The sequence below is a fragment of the Bartonella sp. B35(2025) genome (assembly GCF_053794465.1).
Map to the genome: position 1 here is coordinate 953720 of NZ_CP200035.1, position 14197 is coordinate 967916.

Annotated in this window: 11 protein-coding genes and 1 pseudogene; 8 read left to right on the plus strand and 4 right to left on the minus strand. The window is 33.8% G+C overall.

The genetic code is table 11. The annotated features are described in order from the left end of the window. Positions 1-207 precede the first annotated feature (207 nt). The 6 genes and pseudogenes from lgt to pth all read left to right on the plus strand — a co-directional run bounded on the left by lgt (position 208) and on the right by pth (position 8123). Positions 208-1084: pseudogene (lgt, locus tag V4P56_RS03995) on the plus strand (prolipoprotein diacylglyceryl transferase). Continuing rightward, positions 1059-2138: a class I SAM-dependent methyltransferase gene (locus tag V4P56_RS04000; RefSeq protein WP_455481655.1), complete on the plus strand. Its 1080-nt coding sequence runs from the start codon at positions 1059-1061 to the stop codon at positions 2136-2138. The pseudogene lgt and the gene V4P56_RS04000 overlap by 26 nt, the downstream one beginning before the upstream one ends. Before the next feature lie 80 nt (positions 2139-2218). Continuing rightward, positions 2219-3010, plus strand: coding sequence for a peptidoglycan editing factor PgeF (pgeF, locus tag V4P56_RS04005; protein WP_455481656.1), 792 nt, complete (start codon positions 2219-2221; stop codon positions 3008-3010). A 1174-nt stretch (positions 3011-4184) separates the two neighbouring features. Further along, positions 4185-5117: a ribose-phosphate pyrophosphokinase gene (locus tag V4P56_RS04010; protein WP_455481657.1), complete on the plus strand. Its 933-nt coding sequence runs from the start codon at positions 4185-4187 to the stop codon at positions 5115-5117. Between the two features lie 1732 nt (positions 5118-6849). Beyond that, positions 6850-7476, plus strand: coding sequence for a 50S ribosomal protein L25/general stress protein Ctc (locus V4P56_RS04015; RefSeq protein WP_455481658.1), 627 nt, complete (start codon positions 6850-6852; stop codon positions 7474-7476). A 65-nt stretch (positions 7477-7541) separates the two neighbouring features. Continuing rightward, positions 7542-8123 (plus strand): aminoacyl-tRNA hydrolase, encoded by a 582-nt coding sequence (gene pth / locus V4P56_RS04020; protein WP_455482655.1) that lies wholly within the window; start codon positions 7542-7544, stop codon positions 8121-8123. Positions 8124-8271: 148 nt separating this feature from the next. Here pth and V4P56_RS04025 read toward each other — a convergent pair whose 3' ends face one another. Further along, positions 8272-9015, minus strand: a complete 744-nt coding sequence (locus tag V4P56_RS04025; protein ID WP_455481659.1) for a L,D-transpeptidase — start codon at positions 9013-9015, stop codon at positions 8272-8274. A 263-nt stretch (positions 9016-9278) separates the two neighbouring features. Between V4P56_RS04025 and ychF the strand changes: the two genes are divergently transcribed. Continuing rightward, positions 9279-10382 carry a redox-regulated ATPase YchF gene (ychF, locus tag V4P56_RS04030; protein WP_455481660.1) on the plus strand — a complete coding sequence of 368 codons (1104 nt, stop codon included), beginning with the start codon at positions 9279-9281 and terminating at the stop codon, positions 10380-10382. A 151-nt stretch (positions 10383-10533) separates the two neighbouring features. Here ychF and V4P56_RS04035 read toward each other — a convergent pair whose 3' ends face one another. Together V4P56_RS04035 and V4P56_RS04040 are read right to left on the minus strand one after the other, a co-directional pair. After that, complete coding sequence (locus V4P56_RS04035) at positions 10534-10974, minus strand: PRC-barrel domain-containing protein (protein WP_455481661.1); 441 nt, start codon at positions 10972-10974, stop codon at positions 10534-10536. A 142-nt stretch (positions 10975-11116) separates the two neighbouring features. After that, the gene (locus V4P56_RS04040; protein ID WP_455481662.1) at positions 11117-11260 is read right to left on the minus strand and encodes a hypothetical protein; all 144 of its coding nucleotides are present in this window, start codon (positions 11258-11260) and stop codon (positions 11117-11119) included. 769 nt (positions 11261-12029) lie between these two features. Between V4P56_RS04040 and V4P56_RS04045 the strand changes: the two genes are divergently transcribed. Further along, positions 12030-12512, plus strand: a complete 483-nt coding sequence (locus tag V4P56_RS04045) for a tRNA (cytidine(34)-2'-O)-methyltransferase (protein ID WP_455481663.1) — start codon at positions 12030-12032, stop codon at positions 12510-12512. A gap of 238 nt (positions 12513-12750) precedes the next feature. Here the strand turns inward: V4P56_RS04045 and V4P56_RS04050 are convergent, their stop codons facing one another. Beyond that, complete coding sequence (locus V4P56_RS04050) at positions 12751-14004, minus strand: CCA tRNA nucleotidyltransferase (protein ID WP_455481664.1); 1254 nt, start codon at positions 14002-14004, stop codon at positions 12751-12753. Between the last annotated feature and the right edge of the window lie 193 nt (positions 14005-14197).

Consider the following 14197-nt stretch of genomic DNA (forward strand, 5'->3'; position numbering starts at 1 on the left):
ATTTGTTCCCTTTGCTTTATAGATTTCACGTTACTATACAAATTTCATCTAAGCTTTCTCACACTTCTTTTTCCACTATAAATTTTTATCATTATAAACAGCGGGAACTTGTCATTCTACTAGCTTGACCATTATGTATTCATCTGGCATTTCTAACCGTCATGTAATCTATACGTCATGTAACTTATAAATATAAAGTGTTTGCCCATGAACGATTTTTGTCCTACCATTGCTTTTCCTACTTTTCTTGATCCCGTAATTGTCCATTTGGGCCCCATAGCTCTACATTGGTATGGGCTTGGTTACGTTGTAGGTATTCTTTTTTCTTGGTGGTATGCGCAAAAATTATTAAAAGAACAGTCCTTATGGTATGCAAACAAACCTCCTATGGATAAAGAGAAGATAGGAGATTTCGTTGTCTGGTCTGCCATCAGTATCGTTGTTGGTGGTCGCTTAGGACAAGTGCTTGTATGGGATCCCGTTTATTACTTTAACCGCCCAAGTGCTATCATCGCAGTATGGGATGGAGGTATGGCCTTTCATGGTGGACTCATTGGCATAATGATTGCAATAATCTGGTTTGCCCGTAAAAACAACATTAACATACGGGCAATGTTTGATATAGTTGCTGCAGGTGCTCCTATTGGAATTGGTATTGTACGAATATGCAACTTTATTAACCAAGAATTATGGGGCAATATCACTACTGTACCTTGGGCTGTTTGCTTTCCCCAAGATCCCCAATATTTACCACGCCATCCAAGCCAACTTTATGAAGCACTAATGGAAGGGTTTTTGCTCTTTATCATCTTATCCATCATTATTTTCGCTTTCAAAGCATTAAAACGCCCTGGCACTGTAGCAGGAATATTTATTATAATTTATGCGATAGCACGAAGCATTTTGGAAATTTATCGCGCTCCTCAAGAAGACCCAGAATGGTTTTCTGCCCTTTTCCATTCCATTGGATTTACCTATGGTATGGCTTTATGTTTTCCTATGCTGCTTTTAGGTATTTATCTACTTTTCCAAGCCTTTAGACATAAATCTGTAAAATAATGGCTACTCTAAAAGAAAAAATTAAAGAGATTATTGCCCACAATGGGCCAATCACCGTTAGCCAATATATGACATTGGCACTTACAGACCCTCAATTTGGTTATTATCAAAAGCACCACCCTTTTGGATGTGCTGGTGATTTTATTACCGCTCCTGAGATAAGCCAATTATTTGGAGAAATGATTGGTATCTGGACCCTTGCAAGCTGGAAAGCTCAAGATTGTCCCATCCCTTTCATTTTAGCTGAAATAGGTCCAGGACGCGGAACTCTTATGGATGATGTTTTGCGTACCATTCAAAAATTATGTACCACAGCATTTAATGCTGCTGAAATTTTTCTAATTGAAATAAGCCAACGCCTTGCAAAAGAACAAAAAAAGCGTCTTTCATCTTATCAAAAAGAAATCCATAGTATTGAAAACTTTAGCCAAATCCCTTCAGGACCTCTTTTTTTAATTGCTAACGAATTCTTCGATACACTCCCCATCAACCAATATATTAAAATCAATGGAGAATGGAGAGAACGCCGCATTACAGTTAATCAAGATGGAGATTTTACGTTTATTTCGACCTTACATAAACTTCCTTCTTCTTGCCTACAATCTTATTGTTCTAACATACCTGATGGAATAATTTTTGAACATGCGCCTTTACGGTATCAATTGATGCAACAAATTAGCAACCACTTAATACAAATGAAAGGTTCTGCTTTGCTCATTGATTACGGTGCTTCTGATCTTGCATTTGGCGATACACTACAGGCTATCTCAAAACATAAATTTTGTAATATTTTTGATGCTCCAGGTGAGCATGATTTAACATCACATGTCGATTTTTCTTTTTTAAAAACGATAGCTCTTGAACAAGGCTGCTTTGCTGAAATTTTGGAACAAAGAGAATTTCTTTTTCAAATGGGTCTTTTAGAGCGTGCAAAACGGCTTGGAGCAAACAAAAGTGCTGCACTACAAAGCAAAATCTGTCAGGATATTGAACGGCTTGTTAATCCAGATCAAATGGGAAAATTATTTAAAGTCCTGCATGTAAACAATAAAAATATATTGTTTTCTTCTAAATTTTAACTGAAGACAATAACCATCATTGACAAATACTGGCATTTCACTCACCATTCTCACTTCAAGCCATCAGATAAGGAAATTTTATGCAACCTGCCTCTGACCCTATTCTTGCAAAAGAACTTTTCGCTTTGCACATACATGGAATAAAACATGGATTTTTTACACGTCAAGGTGGTGTTTCAAAAAATCTTTATCATAGCCTTAATTTAGGTCAAAACTCCAATGATTCTCCTGAAAATATTGAACAAAATCGTACTTTAGTTGCCAATTATTTTGAGATTAAGGCACAAAATTTAGTCACTGTAAATCAGATACATTCCTGCCAAGTAATTACCGTTGATCGAGCTTTTATTGGTGAACGCCCTAATGCTGATGCCATCGTTACAACTACAAAAAATCTAGCAATTGGCATTCTTACAGCAGATTGTGGACCAATTCTATTTTCTGATCCACAAGCAGGCGTCATCGCTGCTGCACATGCTGGCTGGCGAGGAAGTCTGAATGGAATTATAGAAAAAACAATTTCTGCTATGGAAAAACAAGGCGCTAAACGACAATCAATAACAGCGATTCTTGGACCTTGTATTGGACCTTGCCACTATAAGGTAAAAGGTGAATTTTATAGCCAATTTATCGATTGCCATAGCAAATTCCAAAAATTTTTTTTAAAAACAGATCAAGAAAATCACTTTAACTTTAATCTATGGGCATTTATTATGGAGCAACTCAAAGAAGCAGGAGTCAATGCTTCTTGCTTGGAACTTTGCACTTACCAAGATGAACAACGCTTTTTCTCCTATCGGCGCGCAGTACATCATAACGAGCCTGATTACGGACGGCAAATTTCTGCTATTATGCTGAAAAATAAAAGATAGCTGTCTTTTTATCTTAGAAAAAGATCAAAATTGTAAAACAAAACTTCTCACCAATTGATTCATAAAATATGATAACTTTGGTTACTATTGTTTTCAATATTTGGTTGATTTGACTGATGGAAAAACAAACTTTTTAATACGCTCTCCTTCATTTATCTCAAACATAAGATACTTTTTATATTGAAATAGAAAAAATTTTAAAAAAGTGACCATCTACATTGGTCTTTCATAAATAATCACAGAAAAGCTCTCTTAATATTGAATTTTTATTATTACTAAAATAAATCTTTTTTATCTAATATAAAAACAAGTATAAAATACACTGTATACATACTTACAATAATAAAATATTAATATTTTTTTGAAAATCAAAAAAATATTAACATCAACACAAGTAAGAAATATCATACTTACAAATACTATTATTAATATAAAATACTTATAGATAATGATAATTAATTATATATTATTTATATTGTACTGTATAAATAAATATTATCTAAATGATCCGTGAAGAGCTTTTTTTGCAAAAGAGCTAATGTTTTTCTATAAATAAAATAAACAATTTTAGCTTTTATGCTATCATAAAGCATCTGTCTATCCACGATTCATTAATAAAGAAATTAGCAACTTGATCCCCTAATAATAACAATCAATAGACAAAAATAAAGAGCCATGAAATCAGTCCTCTGGTAGACCTTTTCCATCACCATCTGTTCCATGATGCCATCGCTATAACTTATCTTGTAAGCTTGGATAAGATAAGATTTAATAAGAAAATTAGTTACAAAACTTAAAGATAAATGTTAATTATTATTATCAAGATATTCAAAAGCATACCGAAAATAACATACACTTAACTTTATAAAATATCCAGAAAAACTAAAATATATTTTTAAATTATAGAAAAATAAAAATCTATCCCATTCTCAACGATACTGTCCTTAATAACTACGCAATAGACTCATTCAAATTGAGTGTTATAATAAAATAAAACTTTCAACCAACTCTATTATTTAATGACAAGAATTTTGGAAAAAAAGAAGAGACAATAGATACCTTTTTAATAATGATGGATAAAATTATAATGTTTTTGTAATTGTTTCCTTGCAATGTGATAATAAAAAGCTAAAAACCGTGTTACATTCTACCGTGATTATTCAGAGGTTCTACCATGAAACTTTTCTGTGGCAATTCTAATCCACGACTTGCTGAAGATGTTACAAAATATTTAAATATTCCCTTAGGTAAAGCAACCGTAAAGCGCTTTGCTGATCAGGAAATTTTTGTAGAATTACATGAAAATGTACGTGGAGAAGATGTGTTTGTTTTACAATCCTCATCTTATCCTGCTAACGATCATTTGATGGAATTACTCATCATGATTGATGCTTTGCGTCGCTCTTCAGCACGTCGTATCACAGCTGTTATACCCTATTTTGGCTACGCTCGCCAAGATCGAAAACTTGAACCACGCACTCCCATTTCTGCAAAGCTTGTCGCCAACCTAATTACTGAAGCAGGTGCCCATCGCGTTTTAACATTGGATCTTCATGCAGGACAAATTCAAGGTTTTTTTGATATTCCGACAGATAATCTCTATGCTGTTCCAGCCATTTCTCGTGATGTCAAGATACATTATTCCCTTGAAAATGTTATCGTTGTTTCACCTGATGTCGGTGGTGTAGTGCGTGCACGCTCCTTAGCCAAACGCTTAAACAGTTTGCTGGCTATTGTTGATAAACGTCGTGAACGCCCAGGCGAATCAGAAGTGATGAATATCATTGGCGATGTGTCTGGAAAAGATTGTCTCTTACTTGACGATATTGTTGATTCAGGTGGAACTTTATGCAATGCAGCAAGCGCTTTACTCAAACACGGTGCAAATAGTGTTACAGCTTATATCACCCACGGTGTTCTTTCTGGAAATGCTATCGAACGCATCACTAATTCAGAAATGAAAGAATTAGTCATTACTGATTCAATTATGCCAACAGCAGCCATTGAGAATGCACATAATATCCGTGTTTTACCAATTGCAGACTTAATTGGAGAAGCAATTGCAAGAACAGCAGCAGAACAATCTGTCTCAAGCTTATTCGGTTAAATTTATAGCTTTGAATTTCTTAAATGCTGTTTTTAAATAAAATTTAGAAAAATAATTGCTAATCATTTAAATGATATAGATAACAATAAATTTATGCTCCTTGAAATAAATAAAAAATTGACATGTGTAGATTAAAAAATAAAAAAAGCATACCTAAAATGTATCTGATGGAGATAGTTTTTCAGTTAGCACTCCCTATGCAGTATTCAAAAAAACTGACAAACTATTCCTTTTAAATTTTCCAACCTATGTAAGATATTTTCCCAACCTTCCTTTCAGCGATTTTTTCATAAATAGAAGCCTAAACAGTAGTTAATTTATACCAAGTTACAGAAAATTAAAAAGTAGTCTTAATATTCCCTGAATATAATAAAGAATTAAAAAATTTTAATAACATGCTACCATAAAACGATAAGAAACCTTAGAACTATCCAAAGTCTTGCAGATAACAAATAATGTAGCGTATCATGATCAACAATAGAAATGTTTAAGAAAATAAACTTAGTTCTTCTTTCAAAAGATCTTATTTTTGCGCATGTATGCTTCTAACATCTCATAAATTAATTTTTCTTGATAAGCTCTCATAAACATTTTAATAAAGATTAAGATTTTTTCTAAAAAAGCAGTAAAAATATATTCTTTTACTTCAGCTCATTCTATTGTAAGTAGATTAATGCAGAGGTAAAAAAACGCACTAACGTTTTATAAGAATCAAAGAATGTGTCATGATTAAGCAAATTTTAAAATAATAACATAGCTATACCAAAGATCTCTAAATATTTTTTCATGATAGCTGCGCCATTCTCAAAAGGACAGCAGTATATATGATCAATATTATCAAAAATTCATCTTATTAAAAAACTTAAAATTTCAACAACAACATTCTTTCAAACTTAACTAAACACTATATAGCAATAATATGACAAAATCATATCTACTCCCCCTCTAATACATAAGATTAGCTATAACATCTAAGTGAAATCTTATACAATCAGCGATCTCCCCTGCTAACAGCTAGAACCAATAACCACGCTTTACTGCCATAATAGATGTACAATAACCATGCTCCATATAAAATAGCACTTAAGAAAAATATCAACGGAATAATCTGTTATTCTGTCTCTAAATTTTTAAGATTACACACCGCAAAAAACCTAGTATTGGTGAATCTTGTAACAATACATTTTAGTTTTTATTTTCTACCTTGAGTCTCAACGATGACATAGCCTAATTCATAGGCCAAAGTTATAAAATATCCTCTTTATCAATTATATAAATATTGTACTGATAAAATCATTTTTTCGAGAGGATATTGCCAAAATATGATTTTCTTGAATCAAGATTACCTTATACAAGAAGATATATTACTAATAATTTTTTAAGATCAGCAAATACTGTGGTATTGTTCCATATAAAGTATTATATTCTCGCATCCTACCTAAGGTAATCTCAACCTTTATCACACCTCTAAGATCTGATTTTGAATATATTAACCAGTATTATTTGCATCATATTTGCAACATTTTCTCTTTCTCAATGATAGAAATCACCGATTTTTTCCACAACTCTTGCATCTGTAAATAGTTTGAATTATAGATAGGATCTCTGTGTAGACACCCTTGGAGGCAACACAGAATGAAGTGATTACTACTTTGTAGTGTATATCTTCATATTCATGCGAAAACTATTGTTGGTTTTTTGTGAATCTCCAATCATGTAAAAGGACTTAATTATGAGCAAGAGCTACACTCTTAAGGCCGAAGTACGCGAACGGGTTGGTAAGGGGTCCTCCCGTGAACTTCGCCGCAATGGCCTTATTCCAGCCGTCATTTATGGTGACAAACAGCCTCCTTTGGCAATTGCAGTTTCCTACAAAGAAATTTTCTACAAAATTCATGCAGGTGGCTTTCGTACCACTGTTGCAACTATTGAAGTTGATAAACAGAAAATTTTAGTTCTACCAAAGGATTACCAACTGGATTCAGTTCGTGATTTTCCTATGCATGTAGATTTCTTACGTATTTCAGCAAAATCAGTTGTGGATGTAAATATCCCTGTTCATTTCCTTAATGAAGATACAGCTCCTGGTATCAAACGAGGTGGTGTTTTAAATATCGTTCGCCATGAAATTGAATGTACTGCACCGGCAAATGCTATTCCTGAAGCAATCGAAATTGATCTTTCTGGTTATTCTATTGGTGATTCTATCCACATTTCAGCAGTACAATTGCCAGAGGGAGTTACCCCAGTTATTCAAGATCGAGACTTTACCATTGCAACCATTGCAGCTCCTGCTGGCATGAATATCAGTGATAATACTTCAGAACAAGAAAATGACGGAACTGGTACAAAAGCTTAAATAAAACTTCAATGGGCGGGATATTTTTCCGCCTTACTTTAATCTACACCTCATTGAAAGCACACATGTGGCTTATTGCTGGTCTTGGTAATCCTGGTTTACATTATCAAAATAACCGCCATAATATTGGTTTTATGGCTATTGATGCTATTTACAAATCCTTTTCTTTTTCTCCTTGGTCAAAAAAATTTCAAGCCGAAATTTCTAATGGGTTCATAAGTGGTGAAAAAATTCTTCTTATAAAACCTCAAACCTTTATGAATCTATCTGGGCAAGCTATTAGTAAAATCTTGCAGTTTTATAAATTAGAATCGAAGAACTTAATTGTCATCTATGATGAATTAGATTTACTCCCTGGGAAAATACGGATAAAAACCGGTGGAGGACATAATGGACATAATGGTATAAAATCTGTTGATGCTCATTGTGGCACTGGCTATTGTCGTGTTCGCTTGGGAATTGGACATCCTGGTTCTAAAGAACTCGTTCATCAGCATGTTTTAGGGAATTTTACAAAATCTGACCAAGAATGGTTATTGCCTCTATTAGATACAATTGCAAAAAACATTACTCTTCTTATAAAAGGAGACAGTAATCTTTTTATGAATGAGATCTCATTAACAATGAAAAATAAAGGGCTACAATAACAAATCATCTCTTAGGTACACAAAAACCATACCTCTTGCTATAATTTTTGTGGCTAAACAGTCTCTCACTTTTATAAAAAGTAAAAGACCGCCCAATAGCAAATAAAAGTTTACTAAATAAAGCCATCTAAACCCGTACCTTTTAGAATTAAAATAATTCACTTTGAGTAAAAGTTGACAATAGTTTATTATTAACATTTAATTGTTGACTTAAAATACTAGATGTATTCTCACCGTTCTGTAACACAACCACACGCGAACCTACGGGAACACGATCATAAAGATCAATGATATCTTGATTAAGCAAACGGATACACCCACTTGACATAGCATGACCAATTGACCATGATTCATGTGAACCATGAATACGGAAAAGGGTGTCCTGCGAATTTTTAAACAGGTAGAGTGCTCGTGCTCCCAATGGGTTATCAGGCCCTGGTGGCATTCCTTGCCCTAAATGACCATAACGTTCTGGCTCTCGAGCCATCATTGCTGCAGTCGGAGCCCAATGTGGCCACCGACGTTTTTTCTGTACAATCCCTACACCTTCAAATGCCAATCCCTCCTTACCAACACCGATACCATAGCGTAAAGCTTTTCCATTTTCACCAATAAGGTAAAGAAAACATTCCTGAGTATCTATAATTAATGTACCAGGTGGATAAGATGTATAATAAATTACTTGTTGACGCCAAAATTTTGGATCAATTGTTGAAAGATCAATAGCAGGCAATAAGTAAGGCTCATTTATTACAGGTCCATATAAAGCCTGTATTTCTTCTGGCACATATTGAACTTGCTGAGAAGAAACAAGTGGCATATCTGACCGATGCATAAAACATCCAACCAAAATCAGAGGTATTGCAATTAAAAAAGCACGACAAAACAACACTCTTTAAATTTTCTCCTATTAATTTATCATGCAGATTTTCATACTTTAAAAAACTTAGCACACTATTAACGTTAATTTTGGTTTTCTTATACCTTAAATAGGTAATATTTAAAATGTGACGATAAAAAGTGATAACTTTTTTTAAATATAGCTTTTTTTCTCTTCATGGTAAGTATAGACTATGACTCTTCTCAAAATATGCTATAAAATATTAAATAAGTTTTATCTTGACCATAATCACTAACAGAGAAGAAAATACACTTATGGGTTTTAAATGTGGTATTGTCGGACTACCTAATGTCGGTAAATCAACCCTTTTTAATGCATTAACAAAAACAGCTGCAGCACAAGCTGCTAATTATCCTTTTTGTACAATCGAACCCAATACCGGTGAAGTTGCTATCCCAGATTTACGGATGAAAAAAATTGCATCTATTGCTGGTTCAAAAGAGATTATTCCTACACGCATCAGTTTTGTTGATATTGCCGGACTTGTACGTGGCGCTTCAAAGGGGGAAGGTTTAGGTAATAAATTTTTAGCTAATATTCGTGAGGTTGATGCTATTGTCCATGTTTTACGCTGTTTTAAAAATGAAGACATCACTCATGTAGAAGGACGAATTGATCCCATTTCCGATGCTGCAACTGTTGAAACAGAACTCATGCTTGCAGATCTTGAAAGTCTTGAGCGACGAATTATACAAATTCGTAAACGTGCAATCGGAAAGGACAAAGAAGCTCTAACAATTCTTCCCATGATGGAAGAATCACTAAATTTACTGCAAAAAGGAAGCCCTGCTCGATTATTACTCAAAGATATTTCCTCAGACGAGCACTGCATCCTTAATAGTTTAAATCTTTTAACCGCTAAGCCCGTACTTTATGTTTGCAATGTAAGTGAAGATGACGCCGCTCGTGGGAATAAATTTACCCAAATGGTTGAGAAGATGGCAACAGAGCAAAACGCTCAAAGCATTATCATTTCTGCCTCTATCGAAGCTGAAATTTCCCAACTCAATGATGAAGAAATCGCAGAATATCTCAGTGCCTTAGAACTTTGTGAACCAAGTCTCAATCGCCTCATTCGAGCTGGATATTCTTTACTTGATCTAATTACTTATTTTACATGTGGACCTAAAGAAACACGAGCATGGACAATTACGCGCGGAACAAAAGCACCCCAAGCAGCAGGTGTTATCCATTCAGATTTTGAACGTGGCTTCATTCGTGCCCAAACCATCAGTTATGAAGATTATATTGCTTTAGGTGGTGAACATGGAGCAAAAGAAGCAGGAAAAGCTCGTGATGAAGGCAAAGAATACATTGTGCAAGATGGTGATATTATGTTATTTAAACATAATACTTAACTCAGCTGAAATGTTTTACATCTCTTAAAAAGTAGGAATAATTTTATAAAAAATTATTTTTAAATCTTCAAAAAATACGCTTCAACAAAAACAGCGCTATCATGGTATATGATAGCGGCTGTTTTTTTCATAAAAGAAGAAAACACAAAAATTAGTGCGCCCAACGTCCTTCATATTTAAATCTTGGAGCTTCTTTCAGCGAATCTTTTGTTATATTGGTAATGAGCTTCCACTTACCATAATCATTTGTCATCTGAATTGTTTCTGGAGAAACGACCACATAGCTTTCCCCTATACCCAAAAAACCACCAATAGCGATAACAATCCCCGCAATATTATTTTCACGTAAAATAATATCTTTCACTTCGCCAATATTTTCATTTTCTATATTGTGTACATTTGCACCAATAAGACTTGAAGCAACAAAATCAGTTGCTGTAGGTGTAACATAACGTACAGACATATTCGAACCAATCTGTACGACACCTGTTGATGAAACTGTTTCAGGTTCAGAAGACACTGCCAAAGACTGAGCATAAGCACCAGAAGCCATCCAAACTGAAACAAGAGTAGTAAATGCAATTTTCTTCATTTTAACATCTCCGTTTTTACTTTACAAAGTCTCAATGCGCTATAACCAAATTTGTTCCCTGTGCTCTTTCAAGATCAACAATCTTAGCCTTTTTCTCTCCTTCAATTTTCAACTTTTTTATAAATTTGTTCTTTAAATTACCTCAATCTAAAGCATAAACATCATTGTGAATCAATCTCGCTCCTTCTCCGTTAGCAAAAAAAGAAGAAAAATAATTTGTTGCAATACCAACATGATTAAAAATTTCTTTCTTCCCACTAAAACTATTACTCACCTCATATTGCATGGTAAAATTTTAACTTGTTCCTGATCATAGCCAAACGTTTTCAAATAATGAAAAGTTTAAACCTATGGCAACTAAAAAAACTAATTTATAAATCTTCAATCCACGCTACAATGAGTCTTTGATCATAAACACTAAATGGCTCTAAAAAGCTCTATTCCTATTTTTAGGAGCAGATAAAGGAAAAGAAATGGACTCTTTCTCTTCATAAGGGATATTACTTGCATCACTCTGAAAAGAAAAATTCATTGCTGCCATAATAATCAATCCAATAAAAACATTTACTATAATCTATTTTTTTCTGTTTCATATTTTCAGTAATTGAAGCAAAAATAGAATAACTCTTTTCACAATAACAAATTTTTTTAATAAATTTACTGCTTTTAAGTGATCTCTATCATGAGACTTCTTGCACTCTTCTTTTTATGTTGCTGATGCTACTTGTATAATACAAAAGCTTCCAATTACCTGATTTACATTGGGCAAACACTGCACACAGCAATGCTTGGATAAACTTTATATATTAATGAAACCTATTCCATTTACAAATATACCATTTTTTACTATAATGAACCAAATCTACTTCCAACATTATCAAAAAAGAAAAAAGATACTTTCTTTCTTACCTAATGATAAATCTATGTATATAATTTTATCCTAAGCTTCAGAGTAAGTGGCAGCTAAACATAAAAACTGTATGCTCATCTATATTTTTGGAATAATTCACATATCTCCTTTACAAATTATGAAGAAAAAATTACTCCACTAGAGTATGACACTTCATATTGCTCTTTTTCAACCTGATATTGCTGGTAACACAGGGACAATTTTGCGTCTTAGCGCCTGTTTTGGTTTGCATGTTCATATCATTGAACCCACAGGCTTTGATATATCAGATCGCAATCTTAAGCGATCTGGCATGGACTATCTTGAATATGTTTCACTAGAACGGCACATTGACTGGAAACATTTTATGAACACTATGAAGTGCTTTAATCGCCGTCTTTTACTTTTAAGCACAAAAGCAGAAACATGCTATACAGAGATGTATTACCAAAAAAATGATGTTTTACTCTTTGGCCGTGAATCAGCAGGAGTTCCTGACTATGTCCATGAAACCGTTGATTATACCTTGAAAATTCCCATGCTACCATACATGCGCTCTCTAAATCTCGCAATGAGCGTAGCTATCACTACAGGAGAAGCACTCCGCCAAATTGGTTACAATAAAAATTTTGCTTATGAAAAAATGTAAAAATTCATTAAGTCCTTTAATATGTTAATAAAAATACCAATACATTACATATAATCACTATTTATTTTAAAAGTGAAACTTTCACATCTTTCTAAGACACTGCAACAACCATTTAAAACTTCACCATCATTTCTTTTCTTCTGCCAAAAATTCAATAATTATAAACTAGCATTACCAAAAAATAATAATAACTTCATATAAAAATAAAAAAACAAAAATCTGCTTTTAAAAAGCAGTATTATAAATTAATTTTTTCTAATAACTTATTGCGATCTATTAAAAATCCACTTTCAATCCATATCATTTCTAGCTCCTTGAGTTTTTGTCCTAAAAGAACTCCTTCAGTCAAACCTTTCCTCATCAAATCCTTACCACTAATAGGAAAAGTAGGAATCTGCCATTTTTGGGCAAGCTGATAAAGTCTGATATAATTTTCTGCTTTTTGCGAAACTTCTTTTTCTTCAAAAGTATTAGCACGCATTGCAGCTATAGACAAGGATAACTGGTCTAAAACTGGCTGTCGACCATAAAAATAAATCAGTTTTTGTACAAAACTATCTGAACAGTTTTGGCTAATTATTTCCAATTTTGCCCATTCCATTAACCGTGTTGTTTCCCTATTAGACAAACGTAAGCGACGAGCCATTTCATTAAGACGGACAGGATCAGGAGGAAGAAGGCTTTCTAATCGTAATAAAGGATCTACTTTCCAACCAAGCGCTTGTTCTGTTTTCACGAGTGAGTGAATTGCATCAATACCCCACTTTTCTGTTTCAGGAAAAATGAGTGTTAAAACTCCACTTTGGCGCATCCACAAAAGAGCACGTGTTGGATCTGAAGCAGTAAGAAGTTTTTTTATCTCTCCCCAAATACGTTCAGATGAAAGTTTTTTCAGACCTTGCTTTAAACTGACACATGCTTTTAGTCCCTGTACATCAGGTCGTCCTGCCCCATACCAAGCAAAAAAGCGAAAAAACCGTAAAATACGCAAATAATCCTCACGAATACGCTTCTCCGCAATACCGATAAAGCGTACTGTTCGACCAGCAATATCGTTCAAACCTCCTACTTTATCATAAAGATGACCAGCTGCATCACAATAAAGCGCATTTATAGTAAAATCCCGACGTTCAGCATCTTTTTGCCAATCACGACCAAAGACCACTTTGGTATGACGTCCATCCGTTTCAAAATCAGAACGAAGAGTTGTAACTTCATAAGAGCATGACTCAGCAACTACCGTCACTGTACCAAATGCAATACCTGTAGGAATAGCTTTAAATCCCACTTCTTCAGCACGTGCTATAACTTGTTGTGGTAAACAGGTTGTAGCAATATCAATATCACTAATAGGCTGCCCTAACAGCTGATTGCGTATTGCCCCACCGACAACACGAGCTTCTTCACCATCCAAAGATAAAACACGTAGAAGCATTTGAATATGATTAGTCTGCAACCAATCAACGTGCTTAAAACTTTGTGTTATACTCACCCTTTAACCTTTCAGACAAATTTTATTATTGTATCAAACAACTATCCCTATAAATTCTATTAAATAGCTATTCCTCTAAGACAATATCTCCAATACGCCCTTTGACAAAATACATACCACTTGTTAGAAATGAATTCTTCCATCTGTATACGAATATTTAAAAAATAGCACATTACGCTTCTTTTTTTCTTAT

Bases quoted from the DNA above. Each gene is read 5' to 3' on its own strand.
- V4P56_RS04040 (WP_455481662.1), bottom strand. From the start codon at position 11,260: ATGCAATATGAGGTGAGTAATAGTTTTAGTGGGAAGAAAGAAATTTTT.
- ychF (WP_455481660.1), top strand. From the start codon at position 9,279: ATGGGTTTTAAATGTGGTATTGTCGGACTACCTAATGTCGGTAAATCA.
- V4P56_RS04015 (WP_455481658.1), top strand. From the start codon at position 6,850: ATGAGCAAGAGCTACACTCTTAAGGCCGAAGTACGCGAACGGGTTGGT.
- pgeF (WP_455481656.1), top strand. From the start codon at position 2,219: ATGCAACCTGCCTCTGACCCTATTCTTGCAAAAGAACTTTTCGCTTTG.
- V4P56_RS04045 (WP_455481663.1), top strand. From the start codon at position 12,030: ATGACACTTCATATTGCTCTTTTTCAACCTGATATTGCTGGTAACACA.
- V4P56_RS04035 (WP_455481661.1), bottom strand. From the start codon at position 10,974: ATGAAGAAAATTGCATTTACTACTCTTGTTTCAGTTTGGATGGCTTCT.
- V4P56_RS04000 (WP_455481655.1), top strand. From the start codon at position 1,059: ATGGCTACTCTAAAAGAAAAAATTAAAGAGATTATTGCCCACAATGGG.
- pth (WP_455482655.1), top strand. From the start codon at position 7,542: ATGTGGCTTATTGCTGGTCTTGGTAATCCTGGTTTACATTATCAAAAT.
- V4P56_RS04010 (WP_455481657.1), top strand. From the start codon at position 4,185: ATGAAACTTTTCTGTGGCAATTCTAATCCACGACTTGCTGAAGATGTT.